This window comes from Microbacterium sp. JZ31 (assembly GCF_016805985.1).
Taxonomy (GTDB): domain Bacteria; phylum Actinomycetota; class Actinomycetes; order Actinomycetales; family Microbacteriaceae; genus Microbacterium.
Map to the genome: position 1 here is coordinate 2,376,738 of NZ_CP017661.1, position 26,225 is coordinate 2,402,962.

The window sequence follows — 26,225 nt, forward strand, 5'->3', positions numbered from 1 at the left end:
CATGCAAGCGCTCGCCGCAACGCGTGCGACGGCTCGGCCTCCGGCGCACGCAGAGGCTCGGCGCACCGGGTGCAGCGACTCAGCGCCCGACCGCGTAGCCCTGCCCGCCGCGCGGGTTCGCGGCCGCGCCGAGCAGACCCGTCGCCGGATCGCGCGTCACCGCCGAGAGGCGGCCGAGCGCCCAGTCGCCCGCACGCGTGACGACGTGTCCGCGCGCCTCCAGCCCCGCGATCACGTGGTCGCCCAGGCGGTTCTCCACCGCGGCGCCGCCGGGCGTCCAGGTGCGCGGCCAGAACGAGCCGTGCATGGACGTCGTGTGCAGCGCGGGCGCGTCGATCGCCTGCTGGGGCGTGTACCCGCCGACGAGCACGCGCAGCAGCATCAGCAGCTGCCACTGGTCCTGCTGGTCGCCGCCGGGCGATCCGAGCGCCATGACGGGCCGCCCGTCCCGCAGCACGAGCGTGGGCGTGAGCGTCGTGCGCGGCCGCCGCCCCGGCTGAAGCCGGGACGGCGACGCCTCGTCGAGCCAGGACATCTGCAGGCGGGTCCCGAGGCAGAAGCCGAGCTCGGGGATCTCCGGCGACGATTGCAGCCAGCCGCCCGACGGCGTCGCCGAGACGATGTTGCCCCAGCGGTCGACGACGTCGAGGTGGCACGTGTCCCCGCGCGTGACGCCGTCCCGGTCGACCTCGAGCCCGTCCACGCGCACGGTCGGCTCCCCCACCCCGCCGACGCCGGGATCGTAGCTCTCCCGCAGGATCGGCAGGTGCGGCGCCGGACGGCCCGGCTCGACGCCGGGACGCACCTCGCGCGATGCCGTCTCGCCGATCAGCGCCCGGCGCCCCGCCGCGTACTCCTCCGACAGCAGGTGCGCGAGCAGATCCGGATCCGCATCCTCGCCGTACCACGCGTCGCGGTCGGCGAGCGCGAGCTTGAGCGCCTCGAGGATCGTGTGCGCGCCGATCTCGGTGGCGGGATCCAGGTGCGCGTCGTCGAAGCCGTCCAGGATGCGCAGCGCCTGCAGCAGCACGGGACCCTGTCCCCAGGGTCCGGTCTTGGCGATCGTGTGGCCCCGGAACTCGATGCTCACGGCGGGCTCGTACGTGGCCGCGAACGCCGCGACATCCGCCGCCGTGAGGACGCCGGCGTGGTCGGCGCCGTCCGAATGGCGATGCGGCCGGCGCGCGAAGTCCTCGACCGCCGCTCCCACGCGCTCGCGCCACCGCTTCCGGGCCGCATCGATGCCCGCCTCGCGACCGCGCCCCTCGCCCGCCGCCACGAGCTCCCGCAGCAGCGCGCCGTACGTGCGGGCGAAGACGATCTCGTCCGGCTCGGGGATCCGGCCGTCCGGCATCCAGCGGTCCGCCGAGGTCGTCCAGTGATCGCGGAACAGCTCCTCCACCTGCGCGATCGTCGTGGACACGTTGCGCAGGACGGGATGGCCCTCGACCGCGTACTCGATCGCGTAGGCGAGCACGTCGCCGAGGGCCCACGTGCCGTGGTCGCGCAGCAGCAGGAGCCACGCGTCGACGGCTCCCGGCACGGCCGCGGCGAGCGCGCCGGCACCGGGGACGAGATCGAGCCCCTCTGCGCGGAAGTGCTCGATCGTGGCCGCCTCGGGCGCCGGTCCCTGTCCCATGAGCACGACCGGCGACGGATCCTGCGCGGTCGCGAACACCGCGGTGAGATCGCCGCCGGGTCCGTTCAGGTGAGGTTCGACGACATGCAGCACGAACGCGGCCGCGACGGCCGCGTCGAACGCGTTCCCGCCCCGCTCGAGCACGGCCTGCGCGCTCGCGCTCGCGAGCCAGTGCGTCGACGCCGCCATGCCGAAGCGGCCCTTCAGGTCGGGGCGGGTCAGGTGCGCGGGCGGAGGGATGAAGCTCATGCGCCCAGTCAATCAGCCGCCGACGGGCGGTCTCAGACCAGGAACAGCCCGTCCAGCAGTCCCGGGTTGTGTCCGTGCACCAGGACCGCGAACACCACGGCGTCGAACAGCAGGTGCACGGTCACGACGTACGCGAGCGACCGCGTGCGCAGGAAGATCAGGCCCTGCAGCAGCGCGAACGGGATCGTCAGGACGGGCCCCCACTCGCGATAGCCGAGCTCCCACAGGAACGACACGAACACGATCGCCTGCAGCAGGTTCGAAGCCGTGTCGGGGAGGTGCCGGCGCAGCAGCGCGAACACCGTGCAGATGAAGAACAGCTCGTCCCAGATGCCGACCGCGCCCACTCCGACGAACAGGCGCGCGATCAGGTCCGGAGTGTCCACGACGGGCCAGTTCAGGTACACGCCGCTCGAGATGAAGTAGAACGGCAGGATCAGCCAGCCGAGCACGAGCACGGCGACCAGCCAGCCCCACTGCAGCCGTCCCCAGCGCCCGCCGCCCCGCCACGGGAACCGCACGGCGTGGTCGCGGTAGACGAAGCGCGAGATCACGTACGGCACGGCGACCGCGCCGCCGAGCACGAGACCGAACCTCAGGATCGACAGGTCGTCGAGCTGCGCCTCGAGCGGCATCGAGCTGACGAGCAGGAGCCCCGAGGCGATGAGCGACAGGTCGCGCGTCAGGCCGGTTTCGCGGCGGAGCCCATCCGGATCGCGCCGATCCACGACGACGGCGAGGGCGAGGCCCGCCGCGAGCAGCAGCGCGCCCAGCCACCAGATCTCGAGCACGAAGAACGCCGGTGCCGACAGGCACACGAGCAGCGCTCCCGAGAGCACGAGCGGATCGAGGGACCGTGTCGCCGGCACCTGGTGCGTCCTGACCATGTCAGCCCCGCGCCACGCGCCGATAGGTCAGGTCGCGGATCTCGCGCCCCTTGTTCAGGCCCTTGCGCTCGAAGGCCGTCATGACCCGGCCGTCGTAGCGCGGCGCCCAGTCCCGATCCGGCGCCCCGTCGAACGCGCGCGCGAACTCGGGCTCGGCGTCGAGCACCTCGCGCATCTGCAGCGCGTAGTCCTCCCAGTCGGTCGCCAGGCGCAGCAGTCCGCCGTCCCGCAGCGCGCGGCCGGCGAGCGCACCGAATCCCTGCTTGATCAGGCGGCGCTTGTTGTGGCGGCTCTTGTGCCAGGGGTCGGGGAAGAACACCCACACCTCGTCGACGGATCCCTCCGGGAGCAGCGTCGCGAGCACCTCGGGCGCGTTCGCCTCGATCAAACGGAGGTTCTTCGCGCCCGCACGGTCGGCGTCGAGCATCGTGCGCGCGAGGCCCGCGCGGAACACCTCCACCGCCAGGAAGTCGCGATCCGGATGGGCCGAGGCGGCCGCGACGATCGCATGCCCCTGCCCGGAGCCGATCTCCACCGTAAGCGGCGCCCGGCGGCCGTAGACCTCGGCCGGATCGAAGCGCGCCTGCGTGTCCACCGACGTCGACGCCACATCGCGCGGCACGTCGAACGCGTAGAACGGCGCGAGCTCGCTCCAGGCGCGCTCCTGCGCGTCCGACATCCGGCCGCTGCGGCGCACGAAGGACACCGGCTGCTTGCGGAACGTCGGCTCGTGCTCAGGCTGCTCGTCGGGCATCCCTCAAGCGTATGGGGCGGTCAGCGCGTCACGGAGCCGTCACGAAGTCGATGAGCTCCTCGACGCGGCCGAGCAACGTCGGCTCGATGTCCCGGAACGTCGTGACCCTCGACAGGATGTGCTGCCACGCGCGGGCGGTGTCGGCCTGCTCCGCGTGGGGCCAGCCCAGCCGGCGGCACACGCCCTTCTTCCAGTCCTCGCCCTTGGGCACCTCGGGCCAGGCGCGGATGCCCACCGCCGCGGGCTTGACGCACTGCCACACGTCGATGAACGGATGCCCCACGATCAGCAGGTGCCGTCCGTGCGGCCCCCGCTGGAGCTCGGCGGCGATGCGCTGCTCCTTGGACCCGGGCACGAGATGGTCGACCAGCACGCCGTAACGGCGATCGGGGCCGGGCGCCTCGTCGCGCAGCAGCTCCGGCAGCCGGTCGACGCCCTCGAGGAACTCGACGGCCACGCCCTCGACGCGCAGGTCCGCGCCCCACACCTTCTCGACGAGCTCGGCGTCGTGCTTCCCCTCGACGAGGATCCGGTGCGGCAGCGCGACGCGCGCACGCTGGTCGGCGACCGCGAAGGATCCGGACGCCGTGCGGCGCCGGCCCTGCGCCTGCGGAGCCGGGACCACGAGCTCGACCGGCTCGCCGTCGATCAGGAAGCCGCGGCCGAGGGGGAAGATCCGCCGGCGCCCCTTGAAGTCCTCGAGCTCGACCGTGCCGGCCTCGCGCCGCGTGATCGCGCCGCAGAAGCCGTCGCCCGCGACCTCGACCACGAGGTCGATCTCGGCCGGCACCTTCGCGACCTGCTTGGCGCCGCGATCTCTCCATCCGGATGCGAGCACGTCCGTGCCGTAGCGATCGTCCATCCGCTCCAGCTTACGGACGCCGCTCGGCTGAACGCGCGCCGCCTCGCTGCGACGCGCCCCGCTTCGCTGGGAGCGAAGGCGTCCGATCCGGCCTTCTGTACATGCCGCTGCCTGCATAGGATCGACAGGACGGCCGCCAGGTCCGAGTTCCGGGATGCGGCCGGAAAGGGGTGCGCGGTGCGAGCGCGGGGAACGACGACGCTGCGGGCGATCGCGGCCTTCGGGATCGTCGCGGCATCGCTGCTCGCGGCGGCCCCCGCGGTGGCCGAGGAGCCGGTGACGCTGGGCAGCGGCTTCGTCTTCGACGGCTCCGACGTGCTGAGCGCCGCCGAGGAGGACCAGGCGCAGGAGCGCCTCGAGCAGCTGTCCGCCGAGGGCGGGCCGCAGCTGTGGGTCGTGTTCGTCGACACCTTCGAGAACCCGGCGGATCGCATCGCGTGGGCGAACGAGACGGCCGTCCTGAACGGACTCGGCCAGGATCAGTACCTGCTCGCCGTCGCGACCGAGGGCAGGCAGCTGTTCATCTCGGCACCCGAGGACGGCTCCGTGTCGGAGACGCGGCTCGTCGACATCGAGGCGGACGTCGGCCAGGCCCTGAGCGGGGATGACTGGGCCGGCGCGATCGAGGTGGCCGCGAGCGGCTTCGCAGAGGGCCCGGGCGGATCCATGTCGGCCTGGGTGATCGGCGGACTGGGCGTCGCCGCGGTCGGCGGCACGGTGTGGGTCCTGACCCGTCGCCGCCGCGGCGCGGCCGCGTCGACGGATCGTGCCGGTGAGCCGGAGGTGCCGACGGAGGAGCTGGCACGCCGCGCGTCCTCGGCCCTCGTCGCGATGGACGACGCCGTGCGCGCGAGCGAGCAGGAGCTCGGCTTCGCCGAGGCGCAGTTCGGGGCGGAGGCGACGGCCGAGTTCCAGGACTCCTTGCAACAGGCCAAGACGAACCTCACGGCGGCGTTCGAGCTGAAGCAGCGCCTCGACGATCACGAGCCCGACTCGGAGCGGGATGTGCGCGCCTGGAACGCCGAGATCATCCGGCTGTGCGAGGCGGCCGACGCGATCCTCGAGCAGAAGCAGGCGGCGTTCGCCGACCTGCGCCGCATCGAGCAGGACGCGCCGGCCGCGCTGAGCGAGGCGCTGCGTCGACGCGCGGCCGCACAGGGCACGGGCGAGCGGGTCGCCACGGCGCTGGCCGAGCTGCAGGAACGGTATGCGACGGACGCGATCGCCGTCGTCGCCGACAACCCGGCGCAGGTGGAGGCACGGCTCGCCTTCGCGGACGAGCAACTCGCGCACGCGCAGCAGCTGATCGGCGCGGGCGACGGCGGCCAGGCCGCGGTCGCGATCCGCGGCGCCGAGCAGGCGGTCGCACAGGCCGCGGAGCTGGAGAAGGCCGTCACCGACCTGGGCGCGACCCTCGGGGCGGCCGAACAGCAGGCCGCCGCGCTCGTGGCCGATTTGGAGCAGGATCTCGCCCGCGCCCGCACGCTGCCCGCCACGGGCGAGGTCGCTGCAGCGGTCACCGCCACCGAGCAGGCGGTCGCGCAGGCGCGCCAGAACCTCTCCGGATCCGCGCGCAGCCCGCAGAGGCTGCTCGACGCCCTGCAGCACGCGAACGCCCAGATCGACGGCGTGGTCGGCAACGCCCAGCGGGCCCAGCAGATGCTCTCCCAGACGCTGCTGCAGGCGCGCAGCCACGTCACCGGCGCCGAGGAGTACATCGCGGCACGACGCGGAGCCGTGGGCGCCGAGGCCCGCACGCGACTCGCCGAGTCCGGCGCCGAGCTGGCCCGCGCCGAGGCCCTGCAGAGCGGCGATCCCGCGCAGGCGCTGCAGCGCGCGCAGCGCGCGCTGCAGCTCGCGGCGGAGGCCAGCCGCCTCGCGCAGGCGGACGTGCAGTCGGCCGAATGGGGCGGCGGCATGGGCGGCTACGGCGGCGGCATGGGCGGGATGCTCGGCGGCGGCCGTGGGGGCGGCGGCATGGTCGACGGCCTCGTCGGCGGTCTCATCGGCGGCCTGATCAGCAGCGGGCTCAGCGGCGGATCCTCGCGCTCCGGCAGCAGCGGCTGGGGCGGCGGCGGCCTCGGCGGCGGATTCGGCGGGATGCTCGGCGGCGGGGGCGGACGCTCCTCCCGCGGTGGCGGCTTCGGCGGGGGACGATCCTCCCGCGGGGGCGGCTTCGGCGGCGGACGCAGCGGCCGCCGCGGCGGGGGCCGCTTCTGATGCGCCACGCGGAAGGCGTCGCCGGGGTCGGGACCCGATCCTCCGAGTCGTCTCGCAGCCTCCGATGGTTCGGCGACGGACGCTCGTCCGCCGGCGGCTGCCGCTTCTAGACTCACCCTCGAGCCCATTCGTATCGACAGAACCATCCGCCAGACGAAAGGCACATCATGGCAAAGCAGTCCATCTTCGGGCGCATCTCGACGCTCATGAAGGCGAACATCAACGCCCTCCTCGACCAGGCCGAGGACCCGGAGAAGATGCTCGACCAGCTGGTGCGCGACTACACCAACAACATCGCCGACGCGGAGGCCGCGATCGCGGAGACCATCGGCAACCTGCGCCTGCTCGAGCGCGACCACGCCGAGGACAAGCAGGCCGCGGCGGAGTGGGGCAACAAGGCGCTCGCCGCGAGCCGCAAGGCCGACGAGCTGCGCGCCTCGGGCGACACGGTGGACGCCGACAAGTTCGACGCGCTCGCGAAGGTCGCCCTGCAGCGCCAGATCTCGGCGGAGAACGAGGTCAGGACCACCGCGCCGCAGCTCGCCGCGCAGAACGAGGTGGTCGAGAAGCTCAAGGCCGGCCTGAACGGCATGAAGGTCAAGCTCGAGCAGCTGCGCGCCAAGCGCAGCGAGCTGCTCGCCCGCCAGAAGACGGCAGAGGCCCAGAGCCGGGTCGTCGACGCGGTCAAGTCGATCGACGTGCTCGACCCGACGAGCGAGCTCGGCCGCTTCGAGGAGAAGGTGCGCCGGGTCGAGGCCCGCGCCCAGGGCCAGCAGGAGCTCGCCGCGTCGAGCCTCGACGCCCAGTTCGAGAGCCTCGAGGACCTCGGCGAGTTGACCGAGGTCGAGGCGCGCCTGGCGCAGCTGAAGTCCGGCGGTCAGCCGCAGGGCCAGCTCGGCCAGTAATCCGCAGCGAACGACGATGCCCGCTCCCCTGCCGGGGCGGGCATCGTCGCGTCCGGACGCCCTGGATCCGCAGGACGCAGGACGTCGATCCGCTGCCGGCGGCGTGTCTGCCGCGACACGCCGCCATCCGCGCCGTCCGGTCCTGCGTCGTGCCGGATCCGGCGATCCGCCCCGCTAGCTAGCCGACGCGGACGAGCCTGACCTCGTCGACCGTGCCCCACGCGCCGGCGGACATGTCCCACGAGATCGTGACCGTGACGGCATCGCGCTTGCGCACCCGCACGGGAGCCGTCTCGCTCGTGGCGTACGCGCGCCAGCCGTTCAGCTCCAGCCCGGCGCTCGCCGAGCGGGTGAGCAGGCGAGCGAGCCACGCCGGCGTGTGACGCGGCAGGGGCGGCGCGGTGGACACGGTGACCCGCAGCCTGTCGCCGGGCAGGGCGTCGCCGCCCTGCGACGTCGCGACCGCCACGTACTTCCCCGCCGGCAGTCCCCGGACCGTCTGCGTCGCGGTGCCCGTGAAGTCGGCGTCCAGCCAGAAGTGCAGCGCGTTCGTCCCGTCGGACGCATCCGCCTGCCATCCGATGGATCCGCCGGTGCCCGTCACGCGCCACAGGGCGGCATCGTCGCCCTCGAACGAGCCCCCGGGCAGCCACGACCGTGCGCGCACGCTCACCGTCGCGGTGACCTCGAGCCCCGTCGACGTGCTGCCGGCGACCTCGTACTCCCCCGGCCCGTTGATGTCGACCGCCTCCCACGCGACCGCCTGCTGCTCGGACGTGCCGTCGCTGAAGCGCACCGTGACGTGCGACGGCAGCGCCACGGGGTCCCCCTCCTCGAGCGTCAGCCGCACGGGGTCCACGCCCGTCACCTCGCGCGGGCCCTGCGCGCCCGTGTGGACGTACTCGAACACGCGCAACGACGGCAGCGGTGTGCCGTCGAACGCGAACAGGGCCTGGTTGTCCCACGCCGATCCGCCGTACCAGCGCCCCGCATCCTCGGGGTCGTACTCGGCGGCGTAGCTCGTGGCCCAGCCGGACCCGTCGCGCTCCCACCGCACGCGGTTCTCCTCGAGCCGCTCGGGCGGCCCGACAGGCAGCCACGCCGGCTCCCAGTAGTAGACGCCGATGCCGGCGTCGCCGACGGCCGCGACCGCCTGCACGACGTCGCGGTAGGCGTTCGCCTGACCCTGCGCGCTCACGGGGTACGCGGTCGCCTCGCTCGCGAGATCGATCGTGTTGCCGTGGCCGTCGCCGTCCGCGAGCGTGTGCGCCCACGACGTCTCGGCCACGACGACCTTCTTGCCGTAGGTGTCGGCGATGTGCGACAGCACCGAGGTGAGGTTCTGCGTGGACCCGTGCCAGTACGGGTAGTACGACGACGCGAACACGTCGTAGTCCACGTCCCGCGCGGCCAGCTCGGCGGCGTAGCCCGCGTACCGTCCCGCGGTCTCGGGATTCGTGAAGTGCAGCGCCACGAGCGCGCCGGGGAGCGTCTCGCGCACGGCCGCGGCTCCCGCCGAGAACAGCGCGGCCATCCCGTCCCAGCCGGTCACCCCCGCGACGCCGTTGTTGGTCTCGTTGCCGACCTGCACCATCCGCACGTCCACCCCCGCGGCCTCGAAGCGCTCGAGTGCGTCGACGGTGAAGTCGTGCAGCGCATCGGCCTTCTCGGGCACGGTCAGCGACCCCCAGGCCTTGGGCGCCTGCTGCTTGCCCGGATCGGCCCAGAAGTCCGAGTAGTGGAAGTCGACGAGCACGCGCAGGCCGGCCGCCGTCGCGCGCTCGCCGATCTCCACGGCGCGCGCGACGTCGACCGATCCGCCGCCGTACCCGCGGCCCTGCGCATCGAACGGGTCGTTCCAGACGCGCACCCGCACGTCCGTGACGCCCGCGTCGGCGAGCACGTGGAACAGATCCGCCGGCGCGCCGGAGGCGTCGCGGAAGACGACACCGGATGCCTCGAGCGACAGCACCGACGAGACATCGACTCCGCCGATGAAGTCGGCGGGAAGGTCCGGCACGGCGGGCACGGTGATGTCGGCGTCGGTCGCGGCGGCCGCCGGGGCCGCGGCGGCCGCCCACAGCGAGACCGCCAGCACGGGCGCGGCGAGCGCCGCGACGATGCGGCGGAGGGGACGGTTCATGGTGGCACTCCTTCGTGCGGGATACGGCTTGTGTCAGCCGCCCTGTGCCGGGCGGCCGAGGCGAGGCGTGCGCCTCTCGGGGCCCGGTTCAGCCCTTCACGGAGCCGGCGGTCAGGCCGCCGACGATGTAGCGCTGCAGCGCGAGGAACAGCACGAGCACCGGCAGCGCCGCGAGCACGGAGCCCGCCGCGAACAGACCCCAGCGCGAGGTGAGCTGGTTGGAGACCCACTGGTACATGCCCACCGCGAGCGTCCAGTTCTCCTCACTCGTGAGCAGGATCTTCGCGAGCACGAAGTCGCCGAACGCCGAGATGAAGGCCAGCAGGGCGACGACCGCGAGCACGGGGGTGACGAGCGGCATGACGATGCGCCAGAAGATCTGCGCGTGCGTCGCGCCGTCGATCTTGGCGGACTCGTCGAGCTCGATCGGGATCGAGTTGAAGAATCCGTACATCAGGAACGTGTTGGCGCCCAGCGCTCCGCCCAGGTACACGCAGATCAGCGCGAGCTTCGAGTTGATGCCCAGCGCGGGCACGACCTCCCCCAGCGTGAGGAGCATCAGGAACACCGCGACGAACGCCACCGTCTGCGGGAACATCTGGATGACGAGCAGACTCGTGAGCCCTGCCCTGCGCCCGACGAACCGGAACCGCGAGAACGAGTACGCCGCGGACGCTCCCATCAGCACCGCACCGACCGACGCGGCCCCGCCGATCAGGAGCGTGTTGCCCATCCATGTCCAGAAGTGCGTGCCGCCCAGCGCGGCGTAGTTGTCGCCGCTGATCGCCGAGAACAGCGCGCTCGAGCCGGCCAGACTGCCACGCGGGTTGAGCGACGCCGACACGATGTACAGCAGCGGGAAGACCGCGTACGCGAGCACGAACACCGCCACGACGTAGCGCCAGCCGATCTCGCGCCACCAGCGCTCCCGGCGCTGCGGTGCGCGTGCGCCGGTCGTCGTGAGGGCCTGGGTCGCGGTGCTCATCACTGGAACTCCTCGAGCTTGCGGGTCTGTCGGAAGGCCAGGATCGAGACGACGCCGATCACGATGAACACCAGGATCGACAGCGCGCTCGCGAGGCCGTAGTCGGCCGCCCCGCCCGCGACGCCCGAGATCTGGTAGATCGCGGAGATGAGGATGTCCGTCGCCCCCAGCCCCGAATTGCCGGGGAAGCCGGGGCCGCCCTCCGTGAGCATGTAGATGATCGTGAAGTTGTTGAAGTTGAACGCGAACGACGCGATCGCGAGCGGCGCGGTGGACACCAGCAGCAGCGGGAGGATGATCGACCGGAACCGGCGCCAGCGGCCCGCTCCGTCGATCGTCGCGGCCTCGATCGTGTCGGGCGGCAGCGCCTGCAGCGCGCCCGTGCACACGAGGAACCAGTAGGGGTAGCTCAGCCACAGGTTCACCCACAGCACGGCGAAGCGCGCCAGCCAGGGGTCGCCGAGCCAGTTCACGTCGGCTCCGAAGAAGAACAGGTCGTTGATCACCCCGAACTCGGCGTTCAGCATGCCGCGCCACAGCAGCGCCGACATGAATGCCGGGAACGCGTACGGGAGGATGAAAAGCGTCCGCAGCACGCGGCGAGCGCGCACGCCGGGATGGTTGTAGATCAGCGCGAACAGCAGGCCGAGGCCGAAGCTCGTCAGCACGGTGAGCACCGCGAACGCGAACGTCCACCAGGTGACCTGGCCCAGCGCTCCCGCCAGGCGGGCGTCCGTCACCGCGCGGACGAAGTTGTCGAAGCCGACGCCGACGTACCATCCGGTCGGCAGCGCCGTGCCGTCCGGCGCGACGAAGCGCCCGTCGTCCGAGGGCGCGTACACCGTGCCGGTCTCGGTGTCGGTGAGGGTCTGCGCCTGCTCGTCCCACACCAGGGTCGACGTGTAGACCGCGCCGGTCGCCCCCTCGCGGGTCCGGATGGAGCCGTCCTCGGGATCATCCGAGACCGGCACCCGCAGCTCCGCGACCCGGCCCTGCAGATCCGTGTCGGTCAGGATGGTGGCGCGCGGCACCACGGTCCATCCGGGCACCTCGGTCGGCGCGCCGCCGTCGCCCAGCGTCGCATCCGGCGCATCCGTCAGCGGCTCCTCCGCGGCCCCCACGCGGACGGCGCCGTCGTCGACGATCGCGAAGCCCAGTTCGCCGGCCCGCTCGACGACGGCCAGCGGGTAGTCGGGCGACTCCGGATCGCGCCGCTCGTCCTGGATCAGCGCGGCCTCCACCGCCTGCTCCATGGATCCGGCGTGGCCCGTGCCGTAGTTCGTGAAGGCGACGTACGCCGTGTACACGAGCAGGAAGATCTGGAACACGGCGAGGAACGCCAGCCCCGGCAGCAGATACTTCAGGGGCAGCGTCCGCCGGGAGAAGTAGACCCAGTCGGCGACGGCGACGAGCACGACGATCGCGCCCAGCACCAGCCACGATCCCGCCTGCCACGCGGAGATCGCGATCGCCACTCCGAGCGCGTTGACGAGCGCCATCAGCACGAGCTTCACGACGAAGCCCCAGCCGGTGCCCGCCCATGCGCGCGCGTGCGACTCGAGCCGCGGCGTCCTCTCGGGCGAGGACGCCTGTGGCGGTGTCGATGTCTGCAGCTGTGTCATCCGTTGCCTCCTCCTGCACGGCGTCCGGGGCGGGCGGCGCGCCCGCCCCGGACGACGGATCAGCCCAGCTCGGCCTCGAGGTCGGACACCATCTGGTTCCAGGTGGCGACCGGATCGGCCCCGTTGATGATCTGCACCTCGGCGGCGTTCCACAGGTCCCACACCGCCCCCATCTCGGGGATCGAGGGCATCGGCACGCCGTTCTGCGACGACGCGAGGAAGCCGGCGATGATCGGGTCGGATGCGACCTCCTCCGCGAGCGACGTGAACGCGGGGATGCGCGGGTCGGCCTCGTACAGCGCGCGCTGCGCGTCCTCGGTGGCGAGGTGGTTGACGAGGAACTCCTGCGCGAGCAGCGCGTTCTCGCTCTGCGAGCTCACGTAGAACCCCTGCACGCCGACGAACGGCGCCGCCGGCTCACCGCCCGCGGACGGGATCGGGTGCACGGCGATGTTCGGCACGTCGGTGAAGGCACTCATCGCCCACGGGCCCTGCACCGTGAACGGCGCCTGGCCGCTGTTGAACAGCTCGTTGTTGATGTCGTAGTCGACCGTCGTCGAGATGATGCCCGATCCGGCGGTGCCGTTCTCGTGCAGCCACCGCGCGAACGCCTCGCCGGCCTCGCCGCCCATGCCGACCTCGGTCGTGTACGAGCCCGACTCGTCCTGCACGAACACCGGCGCCCCGAACGAGGTCTGGAAGCCGTACATCGTGTAGCCGTCGCCGGTCTCGCCCGCGGTGTTGATCGCGATCGGACGCTCGGCGCCGGCCTCCTCGGCGCGCTGCACGAGCTCGTCCCAGGTGGCGGGTGCCTCCTCCCCCACCATGTCGACGTTCTGGACCAGCGCGATCGTCTCGAGCGAGTACGGCAGCGCGTACAGCTGTCCGTCGTAGGTCATCGCCTCGAGCGCGACGGGCTCGAAGTCCCCTGCCGCCTCGCCCAGGTCGAGCGTCGACACGACGCCCGCCGCGACGAGAGCGCCGAGCCAGTCATGGGCGCCGACCGTGATGTCGGGCCCCTCGCCCGTCGGCACCTGCGCGACGAAGTCGTTGCGCAGGTCCTCGAAGTTCTTCTGGACGAGCGTGACGGTCGCGCCGGTCTCCTCCTCGAACGCCGCTGCGGCGGTCGCGATCGCCTCCTCGCGCTCGGCGTCGGTCCAGATCACGAGCTCGGCGCCGGCGCCGGCCGCCTCCTCGCTGGGCGCGGCGCTCTCGGCGGCGGGCGCGCCCCCGCCGCTCGTGCAGCCGGCGAGCAGCAGCGTCGTCGCTGCCGCCAGTCCGACCAGGGCCATGGGCTTGTTCATGGTTTCTCCTTGGATAGGGGTGGGGTGATTCGTGACTCAGGGTTCCTGCGGGTCGTCCAGCTCGACGACCGCGACCGCGCCGGCGGGGATCGTGATCCGCCCCTCCGCGCGCCCGCCGCGCAGCAGCTCGCGGCCCGTCAGCGCGAGCTCGGCGTCCTGGTCGCGATGATTGATCGCGAACACGAACGTCGTCGTGTCCGTCACGCGGCGCACGACCTCGAGGCCATCGGGCGTTCCTGCCGGCGCGACTCCCGCGTCGGCGTAGACGTCGGCCATCACGGCGCGCAGGCCCTCTGCATCGAGCCGGGTGGAGATGTACCAGCCGACGCCCTCGCCGCGGCGGTTGCGCGTGATCGCGGCGGATCCCGCAGCGGGTCCGTCGATGTAGGCGCCGACGGGTTCGGCGCCGCGCAGCCGCAGCGCCTCCTGCCAGTGATCGGCGCGGATGCGCGTGCCGCGGAACTCGACGTCCGCCTCCGCACCGTCCCGCAGCGGCAGGAACTCCTCGACGTCGACGCCGAGCGCCTCGCGCAGCGGCGCCAGGAAGCCGCCCTCGTGCACGCGATCGTGCTCGTCCACGACCGCCGAGAAGTATGACACGACGAGCGTGCCGCCCGCCTCGACGTAGCGGGTCAGGTCGGCGGCGTCCTCGCTCGTCAGCAGGTACTGCGCCGGCGCGAGCACCAGGCGGTAGCGGTCGAGGTTCTGCCCGGGCTGGGCGAAGTCGACCGTGATGCCGTCGTGCCACAGCCGCTCGTAGAACGCCCGGATGCGCTCGCGGTGCGAGAGGTCCTCGGTCGGCCGCCATTCCAGATCCTGCGCCCAGAACGACTCGAAGTCCCACAGGATCGCGACCTCCGCCGCCACACGCGAGCCGCGGACGGCAGCCAGGCGCTCCACATCGGCGCCCAGCGCCACGACCTCCCGCCAGATGCGGGACTCGGTGCCGGCGTGCGGGAGCATCGCCGAGTGGAACTTCTCCGCGCCGGCGCGGCCCGCGCGCCACTGGAAGAACAGCACGGCGTCGGAGCCGCGCGCGACGTGGGCGAGCGAGTTGCGCGCCATCTCACCGGGGCGCTTGGCGAGGTTGCGCGACTGCCAGTTCACGGCCGAGGTGGAGTGCTCCATCAGGATCCACGGCTCTCCGCCTCCGACCGACCGGGACAGGTCGGCCGCGATCGCGAGGCCGATGTGCGCGTCCTCGTCGGCGGCCCACAGATAGTGGTCGTTCGCGACCACGTCGACCTCGCGCGCCCACGCCCACAGGTCCGTGCTCCAGTGCTGGTTCGCCATGAAGTTCGTCGTGACGGGCTGCTCCGCCCGTGCGCGGATCGCGTCGCGCTCAGCGATGAAGCACGCCCGCAGCTGGTGGTCCGTGAAGCGCATGAAGTCGAGGCGCTGGCCGGGGTTGACGATCGAGGCGGCGGCCGCGGGCGCGCCGATGTGGTCCCACTCCTCGTAGTGCTGGCCCCAGAACGCCGTGCCCCACGCGTCGTTGAGCGCGTCGAGCGTGCGGTAGCGCTCGCGCAGCCAGCCGCGGAAGGCGCGCACGGCGTGCTCGGAGTAGTCCTCGCCGACCGGCGCGCCGTACTCGTTGTGCACGTGCCACATCACGACGGCCGGGTGGGCGCCGTAGCGGTCCGCCAGAGCCGACGCGATCCGGACGATGGCCTCGCGGTACGCGGGCGCCGAGTGCGAGACCATGCCGCGCGATCCGAAGCCCAGCACGGTGCCCTCCCGCGTGACGACGCGCGCATCGGGGTGGGCGGCGAAGAACCAGGCGGGCGGCGATGCGGTCGGCGTGCCGAGGTCCACGGCGATGCCGTTCTCATGCAGCAGGTCGATGATCTCGTCGAGCCACGTGAAGTCGTACTCGCCCTCGCGGCGCTCGATCAGCGCCCAGGAGAAGATTCCGACGCTCACCATCGTGACTCCCGCCTCGCGCATGAGGCGGACGTCCTCGCGCCAGGTGTCGCGGGGCCATTGCTCGGGGTTGTAATCGCCGCCATAGGCGATGCCGGGCAGGACGGGCCGGCTGAGGGGCATTGACTCTCCATCGGGTCGTGGTCGACTGTGACCGGTCCCAGTGTGCGACGCGGCCCCTCGGCGCACAATGCCCGCCGACGTCCGTTACGCAACTGTGACCGGTCCCAGGATGAGCGCGCGCGCACTAGAGTCGATGCTCATGGGACCGGCCGCGCGCAAGCCGACGATCCGCGATGTCGCGGCGGCCGCGGGGGTGTCGCACGGCACCGTGTCGCGTGTGCTGAACGGCGGCCACTGGGTCTCCCGCGACGCACGCGCGGCCGTCGAGGACGCGATCCGCCGCACGGGATACACCGCGAACCACGCCGCCCGGAGCCTCGCGACCGGGCGATCCGGGTCGCTCGCGTTCCTGCTGACCGAGCCGCACCACCTGCTGTTCGAGGACCCGACGTTCGGGCTGCTCGTGCGCGGTGCGGCCGAGGCGCTCGCGAAGCGCTCCATGACGCTCGTGCTGCTCGTGGCGGGGACCGACGCCGAGAAGACGCACATGCTCGAGTACGTGCGCGCCCGGCACGTCGACGGCGTCCTGCTCGTCTCCAGCCACGCGTCGGATCCGCTGCTCGGGCAGATGCGCGACGCGGGCATCCCGATCGTGAGCGCGGGTCTGCCGCTCGCATCCGACGGCTTCGTCGCGTCCGTGTCGGTGGACGAGCTCGCCGGCTCGCGGGCGATGACGCGCTACCTGCTCGAGCGCGGGCACCGCCGGATCGCCCACATCGCGGGCCCCGACGACACCCCCGGCGGGCGCTATCGCCTGCAGGGCTTCCGCGAGGAGATGGGCGAGCTGTTCGATCCCGCGCTCGTCGAGAGCGGCGACTACGGCGGCGGCTCCGGCGCCACGGCGATGGCGCGGCTGCTCACGCGCTCCCGCGACATCGACGCCGTGTTCGCCGCATCCGACAGCATGGCCGCCGGCGCGATCTCGGTGCTCTCGCGCGAGGGCCTGCGCGTGCCGGACGACATCGCGGTCGCGGGCTTCGACGACTCGGGGCTCGCGGAGACCCACGATCCGCCGCTCACCACCATGGCGCAGCCGTGGGCGGAGATCAGCGAGCGGATGGTGTCGATGCTGCTCGAGGTCGTCGACGGCTCCCCCGGCCGCGAGATCACGCTGCCGCCGCGGCTCGTCGTGCGCGCCAGCGCCTGAGTCGGCTCGCGCGCGGCGCCGAGGAGGACCACGGCCCGCGAAAAGCGGGCAGGATTGCTCTCATGGCTCGGTTCGTCGTAGTGCCGCAATGGCAGGGGTCGCCGTCGTCGCGCGCGATGGCGCACATCGACGGCACCGAGGCGATCGCGGGCGATCTGCCCCGCTCCGCCTGCACGTTCGTGGAGGTGCCGCTCGAGGCGGGCGAGCCGCTCGGCACGGGCGTGCTGCGCGCGAGCGCGCTGCTGCGCACGCGCGACGCGGTCACCGCCGCACTGGACGATGTCGCCGCCCCCGCGATCGTGATCGGCGGCGACTGCTCGGTGTCCGTGCCGGCGATCGGCCACGCCGCGGCCCAGGACGACGGACGGCTGGCTGTGATGTGGTTCGACGCGCACGCCGACCTGCACACGCCGGAGACATCCCCCAGTGGCGCGTTCGCGGGCATGGCGCTGCGTGCCGTGCTCGGCGAGGGCGCCGACGGGCTGACGCTCGCTCCCGGCACGATCGCCGCCCGCGACGTCGTGCTGGCGGGCGTGCGCATGCTCGATCCGGAGGAGGACGAGCTCCTCGCGGCCTCCGAGGTGCGATCGTTCACCCCGTCCGATCTCGCCGACCCGGACGCGCTCGGCGAGGCCGTCGCCGCGACCGGGGCGAGCCGGGTCTACATCCACGTGGATCTCGACGTGCTCGACCCCGCCGACATCGCGGGCGTGTCGTCGCCCGAGCCGTTCGGCGTCACCCCGGCCGCGCTCGTCGCCGCCATCACCGCCGTGCGGGCGCGCGTGCCGCTGGCGGGCGGGGCGATCTCGGGCTTCTCTCCGCAGACGCCGGCCGCGGCCGTCGAGGACATGGGGGCGATCCTGCGCATCGTGGGAGCCCTGGCGTGAGCGCGAGCGAGCTCGCGGCGCGCCATCCGCACGCCGAGCTGTCGTCGCTGCCCCGTGCGATCCGCCCCCGCGCCGAGCGCGCGCTGCGCACCGGCGACCGGATCGACCGCTTCCTCCCCGGCTTCCTGCTCGACTCCCCCGTGAGCCTCGTCGGCTATGGATGGGGCACGGCGATCGGATGGATCTGGGGCACGCTGTGGAGCACTGGTCGCGTCGAGCGCCGAGCGGGTCTCTGGGTGTTCCGGGGCCTGCCGGCCTGGGCCTTCCCACGCGGCGGCGTGTGCGTCGGCGGGTGCTTCCTCACGGGCGACGCCGCCGTCACCGATCGGCTGCTGTCACACGAGGCCGTGCATCGCACGCAGTGGCGCCGCTACGGCTTCCTGATGCCGCTGCTCTACCTGCTCGCGGGCCGGGACCCGCTTCGCAACCGGTTCGAGATCGCCGCGGGACTGCGCGCGGGCGGCTACGTCCGCGGACGCGGCTGAGCCGACCGACCCCGTCGCCGAGCGGTCAGCGGAACAGGCCGAAGCGCTCCGGCGTGCCGATGCGCTCCGGCGCGACGCCGAGTCGCTCCGTGAGATGGTCGGCGATGTCCGCCGTGCCGAGGTAGCCGCCGAGCAGGTCGACGCGGGTCTGGTCGCCCTCGTCGCACATCATCTCGTCGGCCCACGCGGTGACCGCGCGGGTCAGGGCGGCACCGGGAGCGCAGGAGCGGCCCGTCCCGGGCGCGCCCGAGCGCGCCGAGCGGTCGAGCCAGGTGACCACCATGCGCGGGGGCGCGGCGACGTGCGAGATCCAGCTCGCGTCGGGCACCTCGATGAACACGCGCCCCATGGCGCAGATCGGCAGCGTCGACAGCAGCATCTCGAGGTCGACGAGCGACTGCTCGTCGGCGGTCACGAGGTGCTGCACGCGCGTGTGACGCTGCGCGCGACATGCGGCGGCGCTGTGCTCGCTGACACCCTGGGGACGCTGATCGACGGAGGACATGATTCCTCAGTCTACGCCCGTTTGAGGGTTGCCTTACCTTCTCTCGGCACGCCGGCCCGCTGGGCGGGAGCCGCGCGCCTCACTCCTCCACGAGCACGCGACGCAGTGCCGCGATCTCCTCCTCCGACATGCCGTGCGCGCGCAGGTAACCCGCGACGGACGCGTGCTCGGCGCGCACCTGGTGCAGCAGGTCGCGCATCACGGCCGCGGGAGACCGGGTGGCGAGCTCCTCGAGATGCTTTGCATCCGGGAACGCGGCGCGGATGCGCGCCAGCGTCTTGTCGCCGCGCCAGGCGGGGAGGTTCTCCTCCGTGAGCGCGTAGTCCTCGACGACCGCGTCCTCGTCGACGCCCACCGCGGCCAGGGCCAGCGCGACCGTGACGCCCGTGCGGTCCTTGCCCACCGTGCAGTGCAGCACGACCGGCTGCGCGCCCAGGATGGCGCGGATCGCGGTCACGAGGCGGTCGCCCGAGCGGTCCAGCAGGGCGCGGTACATCTGCGCGAGCGAGATGTCCTCGAGGAAGAAGGACGTGACGGATCCGAGGAACAGCGGCACGCGCAGCGTCTCGACGCCGGGCACCCGGCTTGGCGCGTGCACGACCTCCTCGTCCGAGCGCAGGTCGATCACCCGCCGCACGCCGAGTTCGCGGAACGCCGCGGCCCCGAGCTCGTCGATCGCGGCGAGGTTGCCGGACCGATAGAGCACGCCCGAGCGCGTGTGCGCGCGCCCGGCGGGCAGTCCGCCGATGTCGCGGAAGTTGACGGCTCCGGGAACCAGGCTCATCGCGGCCCGCTCAGGACGTCGCGGGCGCGGAGGCCAGGTCGGCGGCGCGGGGCGGCACGGCGTAGCGACCGGCGATGACGACGCGGTTGAAGGCGTTGATCGAGATCGCGAGCCAGCTCACGCCGAGGTACTCCTTCTCGCTCAGCACGCCGCCGACGCGGTCGTACACGTCGTCCGGGATGCCGTCGCGGTGGATGAAGGTGTAGGCCTCGGCGAGCTCCAGGGCCGCGCGCTCGCGCGCGCTGAAGACGCCCGACTCACGCCACACGGGCAGCTGCGCGAGGTCGTCGTATGTGATGCCGGCGGCCACACCCCGGTCGGAGTGGATGCGCGCGCAGTAGGCGCAGCCGTTCAGCTGCGAGCAGTGCAGCAGCACGAGTTCCTTGAGGCGGTCATCCACCCCGTTCTCGCGTGCGATGCGTCCGACTTCGCGCGAGAAGGCGTCGAGCGCCTTGTAGGCGGTCGGCTCCGACTTCGACAGATGCACCCGCAACTCGGCCATGAGGACACCCTATCGAGCGACTTCGACCTCAACGCCGATTCGTCCGAGATCAATCTGCATGGCCGACTTAGCTGTATTTCACCATATGCATCAGTAGCTCGCGAATATGGCGTGCATGTTGATCCGCGATTTCCGGGGCTCCGCGCGGCGGCGGCACAATGGGACCCATCCCGGCCTCCGCCGGGATCCACCTCGACCGGAAGCACGCATCCCGTGACAGAGAACGACGCCGCCCTGGCCGCCGCCGACGCGCGCGATGAGTTCTCCTTCCTTCCCGGCCAGGCCGCCCACCTGGGTGTCGCGACGCCGACCGCGCGGCGCGTCCACGCCGCCCTCGCCGATGGCCGCATCGTCAGCGCCCTGCTCTTCGGCGAGAGCGCGCCGCGCGTCGTCCTGCTCCACGGCGCGGGCCTGAACGCCCACACGTGGGACACCACGACGCTGGCGCTCGGCGCACCGGCGCTCGTGCTCGACCTGCCGGGACACGGCGACTCGTCGTGGCGCGAGGACGCCGACTACCGCCCGCGCACGCTCGCGCCCGACGCGATCCGGACGATCGAGGAGTGGGCGGACGCACCCGTCGTGCTCGTGGGTCATTCCCTGGGCGGCCTGACCGCCGCGGCCGTCGCGGCCGCACGCCCCGATCTCGTCGCCGCGCTGCTGCTCGTGGACATCACCCCCGGCGCGGCCGGAGGCGCGGGCTCGGCCGAGCTGCGCCGCTTCTACGAGCAGACCGTGTTCGCCTCGCGCGAGGAGGTCGTCGAGCGCGCCATGGCCTTCGGCCTCGGCGGCTCGCTCGAGGACACCCGGCGCGGCGTGTTCCACAACACGCGCGTGCTTCCCGCCGGCCCGGACGGGAGGAGCACGGTGGAGTGGAAGCACCACTTCGCCCGGCTCGCGCACCAGGCCCTCGCCGCTCCCGCTCCGGCCGAGGCATCCGCGCCGCTCGTCGACGCGACGGGCTGGGACGACCTCGCGGCCGTCGCGGCCCCCGTCACGCTCGTGCGCGGCACGCGCGGCTTCGTCGACGATGCGGCCGCCGACGACTTCGCCCGCCGCCTTCCATCCGCGACGGTCGTGACGCTCGACGCCCCACACAACGTGCAGGAGGTCGCGCCGGGCGCGCTCGCCGCGCTCGTGTCGGCGCACCTGGACGATGCGGGGACCGCCGGGCGCCCGCCGTCCGCGACGCCCCACCCTCTTGCCCCGCATCCGACGGCCGCCCCCGACGGCACCGCAGACGACCCGACAGCGGACGCGCCCTGAACCGCGAACCGCTCGGCGCGACCCGCGCCGCACGCTCCGAAAGGACACCCATGCACCGCTTCCCCACCCGCCATCCGCGCCGCGCCGCCGTCGCCGGCGTCGCGGCCGCCGTCGCCGTCGCGCTCGCGGGGTGCACGTCGACGCCCAGCGAGGCGCCCACGGGCGAGCCGGACCCGGAGGCGACCCTCCGCCTGGGCCTCGTGCTCGAGCCCGAGAACCTCGACATCCGCCACACCTCCGGCGCCGCGATCGAGCAGATCCTGATCGACAACGTGTACGAGGGCCTCGTCACCCGCACGCAGGAGAACGAGATCGTCGCGTCGCTCGCCGAGGACTACGAGATCTCCGAGGACGGCCTCACGTACACGTTCACGCTCGCGGACGGCGTGACGTTCCACGACGGCGGCGAACTCACCGCCTCGGACGTCGTGGCCACCTACAACGAGGTGCGCAACGACGAGACGCTGATCGGTCACGCGCAGCTCGCGCACGTCACCGCGGTCGACGCCCCCGATGAGCGCACCGTGGTGCTGACACTCGACCAGCCCGACCAGAACCTGCTGTTCTCGCTCACGGGCCCCGCGGGCCTCGTGTTCGACGAGGGCGACGACACGGACCTGAAGACCGCCGCGAACGGCACGGGCCCGTTCACGCTCGAGAACTGGACCCAGGGCGACGGGCTCACGCTCGCACGCTTCGACGACTACTGGGGCGACGCGGCGGGGGTGTCCGCGGTCGAGATCAGCTACATCCCCGACTTCACGGCCGGCGTGAACGCCGCGCTCGACGGCAGCCTCGACGTCCTGACGGCCGTGCAGCCCGAGCTCTCCCCGCAGCTGGACGGCCAGAACGGCTTCACGCTCACGCGCGGCGCGACGACCGACAAGGCGACGCTCGCGTTCAACAACCAGCGCGAGCCGCTGGACGATGTGCGCGTGCGCGAGGCGCTGCGCCTCGCGATCGACCACGACGCGCTGATCGAGGCGGTGGGCGCGGGCGCGACGCAGTTCGGTCCGATCCCCGCGCTCGACCCGGGCTACGAGGACCTGTCCGACGTCGCGCCGTTCGACCCCGAGCGCGCCCAGGAGCTGCTGGCCGAGGCCGGCCAAGAGGACCTGTCGCTGACGCTGACGATCCCGTCGTTCTACGGCACGACCGTGTCGACGTATCTGGTGTCCGCATTCAACGACATCGGGGTGGACCTGAAGGTCGACCCCGTGGAGTTCGGCACGTGGCTGCAGGACGTCTACACCAACAAGGACTACGACCTCAGCTTCGTGCTGCACGTCGAGCCGCGGGACTTCTCGAACTTCGCCGACCCCGACTACTACTTCGGCTACGACAACGCCGAGGTGCAGGAGCTGTACGCCGAGGCGATGGCCACGGTCGACGCCGAGGAGTCGGCCGCGCTGCTGGCCCAGGCCGCGCGCATCGTCGCCGAGGACCACGCCGCCGACTGGCTGTACACGGGCGAGACGATCACGGCGGTCGGCCAGGGGGTGACGGGCTTCCCCGTCGACTCGATCAACTCGCGCATCGACCTCTCGGCCGTCACGCTCGCGACGCCGTGACCCGGTGACGCCGGAGCACCCGCACCCGTGATCAGATACGCGCTCACGCGCCTGGCCCTCCTCGTGGTCGGCCTGCTCGTGGCGAGCGCGCTCATCTTCACGGTGCTGCGGGTGCTGCCCGGCGACGTCGCCCAGCTCATCGCGGGCACGCAGGGCTCCCCCGAGCAGATCGCGCGCATCCGCGAGGAGCTCGGGCTGAACCGCCCGCTGTGGGAGCAGTACGTCGCCTGGATCGGCGGCGTCGTGCGCGGCGACCTCGGAACGTCGATGCTCACCGGGTCGTCCGTCGCGGGTCAGCTGTGGGAGAAGGCCCAGGTGACGGTGCCCCTCGGCCTGCTGGCGATGCTCGTCGCCCTGCTGATCGCCGTGCCGTTCGGCGTGCTGTCCGCCGTGCGCCGCGGGCGCGCGGACGGCACCGCCATCAGCGTCGTGTCGCAGGCCCTCGCAGCGGTCCCCGTGGTCTGGGCGGGGATGATGCTCGTCGTGCTGTTCGCGGTCGTGCTGGGCTGGCTGCCGGCCCAGGGCTTCCCGCGCTCGGGTTGGAGCACCCCGGATCTCGCCCTGCGCTCGCTCGTCCTCCCCGCCCTCACGATCGGGATCGTGGAGGGCGCGATGCTGCTGCGCTTCGTCCGCAGCGCCACGCTGCAGGCCGTGGGGCAGGACTTCGTGCGCACGGGCGCCGCGAAGGGGCTCACGCGCACGCAGGCGCTCATCCGCCACGGCCTGCCGTCCGTGGGCCTGTCGATCGTGACCGTGATGGGGCTGCAGGTCGCGGGGATCGTCGTCGGGGCGGTCGTGATCGAGCTCGTGTTCAACCTGCCGGGGATCGGCCGCATGCTCGCGACCGACGTCGGATCACGCGACCTGGTGATGGTGCAGGGCGAGCTGCTCGTGCTGACGGGCTTCGTGCTGCTGATCGGCTTCGTCGTCGACCTCGTGCACCACTCGATCGATCCCAGGCAGCGGGAGGCATGATGCGCACGCTCGCTCGCCTGTGGCGCCTCTCCACGGGCAGGTTCGGACTGATCGTGATGGCCGTCGTCGGACTCACGGCGCTGGTGTCGCTGTTCTGGACGCCGTTCGACCCGAAGACGGTCGACATCGCGGCGCGCTGGGGCCTTCCCGGCTGGCCGCACCTGCTCGGCACGGACGGCACGGGACGCGACATCCTGAGCCTGCTCATGGCGGGCGCGCGCACGACCGTGTTCGTCGCGTTCGGCGCCGGCGTGGTGTCGACGGCGGTCGGCATCCTGCTCGCCGCGCTCGGCGCCCTCACGCCGCGCTGGACGCGCGAGTCCGTCGCGGTGCTGATCGACATCCTGATCGCGTTCCCCGTGCTGCTGATCGCGATGATGATCTCGTCCGTGTGGGGCGGATCGCTGTGGGTCGTGGTGTGGGCGGTGGGCATCGGCTTCGGCGTGAGCATCGCGCGCGTCACGCGCCCGGAGCTGCGTCGTGTGCGCGCCAGCGACTACGTGCTCGCCGGACGCGCCGCCGGCCTGACGGGCCTGCAGAACCTCCGCCGGCACCTGCTGCCCAACGTCGCGCCGGTGTTCATCGTGCAGCTGTCGTGGTCGATGGCGGTGGCCGTGCTCGCCGAGGCGGGCCTGTCCTACCTGGGCTTCGGCGCCTCCGTGACCGAGCCGTCGTGGGGTCTCCTGCTCAGCGAGCTGCAGCAGTACCTGCAGATCCACCCGCTGTCAGTTGTATGGCCGGGACTGGCGATCACGCTCACGGTGCTCGCGCTCAACCTGCTGGGCGACGCCCTGCGCGAGGCGACCGACCCGACCCTGCGGGGCCGCGACCACGTGGCGGGGCCGAAGGCCATCGCGCACACGACGCCGGGGGTGGTCGCATGACGCTCGAGGTGACCGACCTGGCCATCGAGATCGGCGGACGCCGCGTCGTCGACGGCGTCTCGTTCACGGTGCCGGACGGCGCGCGCGTCGGCCTCATCGGCGAGTCCGGGTCGGGCAAGTCGCTCACCGCGCTCGCGATCCTCGGCCTGCTCCCGGACGGCGCGACCGCGCGCGGCAGCATCCGCTGGAACGGGAGCGAGCTGATCGGATGGAGCGACCGCGAGCTCGCCGGGCTGCGCGGAGACGAGATCGGGATGGTCTTCCAGGAGCCGCAGACCGCGCTCAACCCGATCCGGACGGTCGGACGCCAGATCGCCGAGTCCGTGCGCATCCACCGGAACGTCTCGCGCACCGAGGCGCGGCGCCTCGCCGTGGAGGAGGCCCGGCGCGTGCGACTGCCCGATCCCGAGGCGATCGTGCGCCGCTACCCGCACCAGCTGTCGGGCGGCCAGCGCCAGCGCGTCGCGATCGCGATGGCGCTCGCCTGCGCGCCGCGGCTGCTGATCGCCGACGAGCCCACGACGGCACTCGACGTGACGATCCAGGCCGAGATCCTGCAGCTGCTGCTCGGTCTCGTGGAGGACAGCGGGATGTCACTCGTGTTCATCACGCACGATCTCGCGGTCCTCGCACAGGTCGCCACGCACGGCGTGGTGCTCGAGGACGGGCGTGTGGTCGAGGAGGGACCGATCGCCGGGCTGCTGTCCACGCCCCGCCATCCCGTGACGCGGGGGCTGCTGCGCGACGCGACCGCGACCCTGTGGAAGCCGGCGGCCGCGGACGGCACGGGGGCCGGCTCATGACCGATCCGATCATCCGCGCCCGCGGGCTGACCCGCCGCTATCCGCTCCCCCGGGAGGCGCCCTTCGCGCCGCGCCGGGAGAACGTCGCCCTCGCCCCCACCGATCTCGACATCGCCGCCGGATCCGCGGTGGGCGTGATCGGCGAGTCCGGCTCGGGCAAGTCGACGCTGATCCGGCTGCTGCTCGGTCTCGACCGCCCGACGGGGGGCACGGTCGAGGTCGACGGCCGCCCGGTGGACGCCGCCGCGCGGGCCCGCTCGCTGCACTGGCTGCGGCGCGCGACCGGCATCGTGTTCCAGGATCCGTACGCGTCGCTCGATCCGCGCATGACGGTGGAGAGGATCGTCGCGGAGCCGCTGTGGGCGCTCGGCATCCCGGGCGACCATGCGGCGCGCGTGCGAGAGGTGCTCGCCGACGTCGGTCTCGACCCGGCGATGGCCGCACGCTATCCGCACGAGTTCTCCGGTGGTCAGCGGCAGCGCATCGCGCTCGCCCGCGCGATCGCGCATCGCCCCCGCGTCCTGGTGGGCGACGAGCCGCTGTCGGCGCTCGACGTCACGGTGCGCGCGCAGATCCTGCAGCTGCTCGCCGAGCTGCGTGGGCGCGAGTCGCTCACGCTCGTCCTCGTCTCGCACGACATCGGCGTCGTCCAGAGCCTGTGCGACACGGTCGCCGTCATGAAGGACGGCGAGATCGTCGAGCACGGCGCCACCGCCGATGTGCTCCTGAAGCCGCAGCACGCGTACACGCGTCGCCTGCTCGCGGCCATCCCCACGCTTCCCGCCCGCGACTGAGCCGAG

General features: G+C 72.7%; 23 protein-coding genes. 11 read left to right on the forward strand and 12 right to left on the reverse strand.

Features of this window, described 5'->3' with window-relative positions; all coding sequences use genetic code 11:
* Nucleotides 1-79: 79 nt before the first annotated feature.
* Genes BJP60_RS11345 through BJP60_RS11360 form a run of 4 tightly spaced genes read right to left on the reverse strand, consistent with a single transcriptional unit; the run spans nt 80 to nt 4,391 of the window.
* Nucleotides 80-1,888: a gamma-glutamyltransferase family protein gene (locus BJP60_RS11345; RefSeq protein ID WP_203135859.1), complete on the reverse strand. Its 1,809-nt coding sequence runs from the start codon at nt 1,886-1,888 to the stop codon at nt 80-82.
* 32 nt (nt 1,889-1,920) lie between these two features.
* Nucleotides 1,921-2,775 (reverse strand): CPBP family intramembrane glutamic endopeptidase, encoded by an 855-nt coding sequence (locus BJP60_RS11350; protein ID WP_203135860.1) that lies wholly within the window; start codon nt 2,773-2,775, stop codon nt 1,921-1,923.
* 1 nt (nt 2,776) lies between these two features.
* On the reverse strand, nt 2,777-3,529 hold the full coding sequence (gene trmB / locus BJP60_RS11355) for a tRNA (guanosine(46)-N7)-methyltransferase TrmB (RefSeq protein WP_203135861.1): 753 nt from the start codon (nt 3,527-3,529) through the stop codon (nt 2,777-2,779).
* 28 nt (nt 3,530-3,557) lie between these two features.
* Nucleotides 3,558-4,391 carry a DUF3097 domain-containing protein gene (locus BJP60_RS11360; RefSeq protein ID WP_203135862.1) on the reverse strand — a complete coding sequence of 278 codons (834 nt, stop codon included), beginning with the start codon at nt 4,389-4,391 and terminating at the stop codon, nt 3,558-3,560.
* Between the two features lie 177 nt (nt 4,392-4,568).
* Between BJP60_RS11360 and BJP60_RS11365 the strand changes: the two genes are divergently transcribed.
* Both BJP60_RS11365 and BJP60_RS11370 read left to right on the forward strand, forming a co-directional pair.
* Entirely contained in the window at nt 4,569-6,611 is a 2,043-nt protein-coding gene (locus BJP60_RS11365) for a TPM domain-containing protein (protein ID WP_203135863.1), read from the forward strand.
* Between the two features lie 167 nt (nt 6,612-6,778).
* A complete protein-coding gene (locus tag BJP60_RS11370; RefSeq protein WP_203135864.1) occupies nt 6,779-7,516 on the forward strand; it encodes a PspA/IM30 family protein in 738 nt (245 codons plus the stop codon).
* 178 nt (nt 7,517-7,694) lie between these two features.
* On the opposite strand, the gene BJP60_RS15450 is transcribed toward BJP60_RS11370, so the two are convergent.
* The 5 genes from BJP60_RS15450 to BJP60_RS11395 form a co-directional block, all read right to left on the reverse strand.
* The gene (locus BJP60_RS15450) at nt 7,695-9,659 is read right to left on the reverse strand and encodes a glycosyl hydrolase 53 family protein (protein ID WP_203135865.1); all 1,965 of its coding nucleotides are present in this window, start codon (nt 9,657-9,659) and stop codon (nt 7,695-7,697) included.
* Between the two features lie 88 nt (nt 9,660-9,747).
* The gene (locus BJP60_RS11380; protein WP_203135866.1) at nt 9,748-10,644 is read right to left on the reverse strand and encodes a sugar ABC transporter permease; all 897 of its coding nucleotides are present in this window, start codon (nt 10,642-10,644) and stop codon (nt 9,748-9,750) included.
* On the reverse strand, nt 10,644-12,266 hold the full coding sequence (locus tag BJP60_RS11385) for an ABC transporter permease subunit (protein WP_203135867.1): 1,623 nt from the start codon (nt 12,264-12,266) through the stop codon (nt 10,644-10,646). The genes BJP60_RS11380 and BJP60_RS11385 overlap by 1 nt, the downstream gene beginning before the upstream one ends.
* Nucleotides 12,267-12,325: 59 nt before the next feature.
* Nucleotides 12,326-13,570 carry a sugar ABC transporter substrate-binding protein gene (locus BJP60_RS11390; RefSeq protein ID WP_203135868.1) on the reverse strand — a complete coding sequence of 415 codons (1,245 nt, stop codon included), beginning with the start codon at nt 13,568-13,570 and terminating at the stop codon, nt 12,326-12,328.
* Nucleotides 13,571-13,606: 36 nt separating this feature from the next.
* Nucleotides 13,607-15,616 carry a beta-galactosidase gene (locus BJP60_RS11395; protein WP_203135869.1) on the reverse strand — a complete coding sequence of 670 codons (2,010 nt, stop codon included), beginning with the start codon at nt 15,614-15,616 and terminating at the stop codon, nt 13,607-13,609.
* Nucleotides 15,617-15,749: 133 nt separating this feature from the next.
* On the opposite strand from BJP60_RS11395, the gene BJP60_RS11400 reads away from it, so the two are divergent.
* The 3 genes from BJP60_RS11400 (at nt 15,750) to BJP60_RS11410 (ending at nt 18,135) form a co-directional block, all read left to right on the forward strand.
* The gene (locus BJP60_RS11400; RefSeq protein WP_442923425.1) at nt 15,750-16,763 is read left to right on the forward strand and encodes a LacI family DNA-binding transcriptional regulator; all 1,014 of its coding nucleotides are present in this window, start codon (nt 15,750-15,752) and stop codon (nt 16,761-16,763) included.
* 62 nt (nt 16,764-16,825) lie between these two features.
* Nucleotides 16,826-17,650, forward strand: a complete 825-nt coding sequence (locus BJP60_RS11405; RefSeq protein WP_203135871.1) for an arginase family protein — start codon at nt 16,826-16,828, stop codon at nt 17,648-17,650.
* Between the two features lie 83 nt (nt 17,651-17,733).
* A complete protein-coding gene (locus BJP60_RS11410) occupies nt 17,734-18,135 on the forward strand; it encodes a Fe-S oxidoreductase (protein WP_203139285.1) in 402 nt (133 codons plus the stop codon).
* A 25-nt stretch (nt 18,136-18,160) separates the two neighbouring features.
* Here the strand turns inward: BJP60_RS11410 and BJP60_RS11415 are convergent, their stop codons facing one another.
* The 3 genes from BJP60_RS11415 to BJP60_RS11425 form a co-directional block, all read right to left on the reverse strand.
* The gene (locus BJP60_RS11415; protein WP_203135872.1) at nt 18,161-18,640 is read right to left on the reverse strand and encodes an SIP domain-containing protein; all 480 of its coding nucleotides are present in this window, start codon (nt 18,638-18,640) and stop codon (nt 18,161-18,163) included.
* A gap of 79 nt (nt 18,641-18,719) precedes the next feature.
* Nucleotides 18,720-19,424, reverse strand: coding sequence for a tyrosine-protein phosphatase (locus BJP60_RS11420; protein ID WP_203135873.1), 705 nt, complete (start codon nt 19,422-19,424; stop codon nt 18,720-18,722).
* Between the two features lie 10 nt (nt 19,425-19,434).
* Nucleotides 19,435-19,926 (reverse strand): carboxymuconolactone decarboxylase family protein, encoded by a 492-nt coding sequence (locus tag BJP60_RS11425; protein ID WP_203135874.1) that lies wholly within the window; start codon nt 19,924-19,926, stop codon nt 19,435-19,437.
* Nucleotides 19,927-20,139: 213 nt separating this feature from the next.
* Here BJP60_RS11425 and BJP60_RS11430 point away from each other — a divergent pair, with 213 nt between their 5' ends.
* From BJP60_RS11430 to BJP60_RS11455, 6 genes are read left to right on the forward strand one after another with little or no spacing between them, the layout of a single operon-like run.
* Nucleotides 20,140-21,192, forward strand: coding sequence for an alpha/beta fold hydrolase (locus BJP60_RS11430; protein WP_238439403.1), 1,053 nt, complete (start codon nt 20,140-20,142; stop codon nt 21,190-21,192).
* Between the two features lie 50 nt (nt 21,193-21,242).
* Nucleotides 21,243-22,763 (forward strand): ABC transporter substrate-binding protein, encoded by a 1,521-nt coding sequence (locus BJP60_RS11435; protein ID WP_203135876.1) that lies wholly within the window; start codon nt 21,243-21,245, stop codon nt 22,761-22,763.
* Nucleotides 22,764-22,790: 27 nt separating this feature from the next.
* Nucleotides 22,791-23,738 carry an ABC transporter permease gene (locus BJP60_RS11440; RefSeq protein ID WP_203135877.1) on the forward strand — a complete coding sequence of 316 codons (948 nt, stop codon included), beginning with the start codon at nt 22,791-22,793 and terminating at the stop codon, nt 23,736-23,738.
* Nucleotides 23,738-24,622: an ABC transporter permease gene (locus BJP60_RS11445; protein ID WP_203135878.1), complete on the forward strand. Its 885-nt coding sequence runs from the start codon at nt 23,738-23,740 to the stop codon at nt 24,620-24,622. Before BJP60_RS11440 ends, BJP60_RS11445 begins: the two co-directional genes overlap by 1 nt.
* A complete protein-coding gene (locus tag BJP60_RS11450) occupies nt 24,619-25,425 on the forward strand; it encodes an ABC transporter ATP-binding protein (RefSeq protein WP_203135879.1) in 807 nt (268 codons plus the stop codon). The genes BJP60_RS11445 and BJP60_RS11450 overlap by 4 nt, the downstream gene beginning before the upstream one ends.
* Entirely contained in the window at nt 25,422-26,219 is a 798-nt protein-coding gene (locus BJP60_RS11455) for an ABC transporter ATP-binding protein (protein ID WP_203135880.1), read from the forward strand. The genes BJP60_RS11450 and BJP60_RS11455 overlap by 4 nt, the downstream gene beginning before the upstream one ends.
* Nucleotides 26,220-26,225: the final 6 nt, after the last annotated feature.

What these genes read in the sequence shown, in the direction of transcription:
- BJP60_RS11345 (WP_203135859.1), bottom strand. Translation starts at nt 1,888, where the DNA reads ATGAGCTTCATCCCTCCGCCCGCGCACCTGACCCGCCCCGACCTGAAG.
- BJP60_RS11350 (WP_203135860.1), bottom strand. Translation starts at nt 2,775, where the DNA reads ATGGTCAGGACGCACCAGGTGCCGGCGACACGGTCCCTCGATCCGCTC.
- trmB (WP_203135861.1), bottom strand. Translation starts at nt 3,529, where the DNA reads ATGCCCGACGAGCAGCCTGAGCACGAGCCGACGTTCCGCAAGCAGCCG.
- BJP60_RS11360 (WP_203135862.1), bottom strand. Translation starts at nt 4,391, where the DNA reads ATGGACGATCGCTACGGCACGGACGTGCTCGCATCCGGATGGAGAGAT.
- BJP60_RS11370 (WP_203135864.1), top strand. Translation starts at nt 6,779, where the DNA reads ATGGCAAAGCAGTCCATCTTCGGGCGCATCTCGACGCTCATGAAGGCG.
- BJP60_RS15450 (WP_203135865.1), bottom strand. Translation starts at nt 9,659, where the DNA reads ATGAACCGTCCCCTCCGCCGCATCGTCGCGGCGCTCGCCGCGCCCGTG.
- BJP60_RS11380 (WP_203135866.1), bottom strand. Translation starts at nt 10,644, where the DNA reads ATGAGCACCGCGACCCAGGCCCTCACGACGACCGGCGCACGCGCACCG.
- BJP60_RS11385 (WP_203135867.1), bottom strand. Translation starts at nt 12,266, where the DNA reads ATGACACAGCTGCAGACATCGACACCGCCACAGGCGTCCTCGCCCGAG.
- BJP60_RS11390 (WP_203135868.1), bottom strand. Translation starts at nt 13,570, where the DNA reads ATGAACAAGCCCATGGCCCTGGTCGGACTGGCGGCAGCGACGACGCTG.
- BJP60_RS11395 (WP_203135869.1), bottom strand. Translation starts at nt 15,616, where the DNA reads ATGCCCCTCAGCCGGCCCGTCCTGCCCGGCATCGCCTATGGCGGCGAT.
- BJP60_RS11400 (WP_442923425.1), top strand. Translation starts at nt 15,750, where the DNA reads ATGCTCATGGGACCGGCCGCGCGCAAGCCGACGATCCGCGATGTCGCG.
- BJP60_RS11405 (WP_203135871.1), top strand. Translation starts at nt 16,826, where the DNA reads ATGGCTCGGTTCGTCGTAGTGCCGCAATGGCAGGGGTCGCCGTCGTCG.
- BJP60_RS11415 (WP_203135872.1), bottom strand. Translation starts at nt 18,640, where the DNA reads ATGTCCTCCGTCGATCAGCGTCCCCAGGGTGTCAGCGAGCACAGCGCC.
- BJP60_RS11420 (WP_203135873.1), bottom strand. Translation starts at nt 19,424, where the DNA reads ATGAGCCTGGTTCCCGGAGCCGTCAACTTCCGCGACATCGGCGGACTG.
- BJP60_RS11425 (WP_203135874.1), bottom strand. Translation starts at nt 19,926, where the DNA reads ATGGCCGAGTTGCGGGTGCATCTGTCGAAGTCGGAGCCGACCGCCTAC.
- BJP60_RS11435 (WP_203135876.1), top strand. Translation starts at nt 21,243, where the DNA reads ATGCACCGCTTCCCCACCCGCCATCCGCGCCGCGCCGCCGTCGCCGGC.
- BJP60_RS11445 (WP_203135878.1), top strand. Translation starts at nt 23,738, where the DNA reads ATGCGCACGCTCGCTCGCCTGTGGCGCCTCTCCACGGGCAGGTTCGGA.
- BJP60_RS11450 (WP_203135879.1), top strand. Translation starts at nt 24,619, where the DNA reads ATGACGCTCGAGGTGACCGACCTGGCCATCGAGATCGGCGGACGCCGC.
- BJP60_RS11455 (WP_203135880.1), top strand. Translation starts at nt 25,422, where the DNA reads ATGACCGATCCGATCATCCGCGCCCGCGGGCTGACCCGCCGCTATCCG.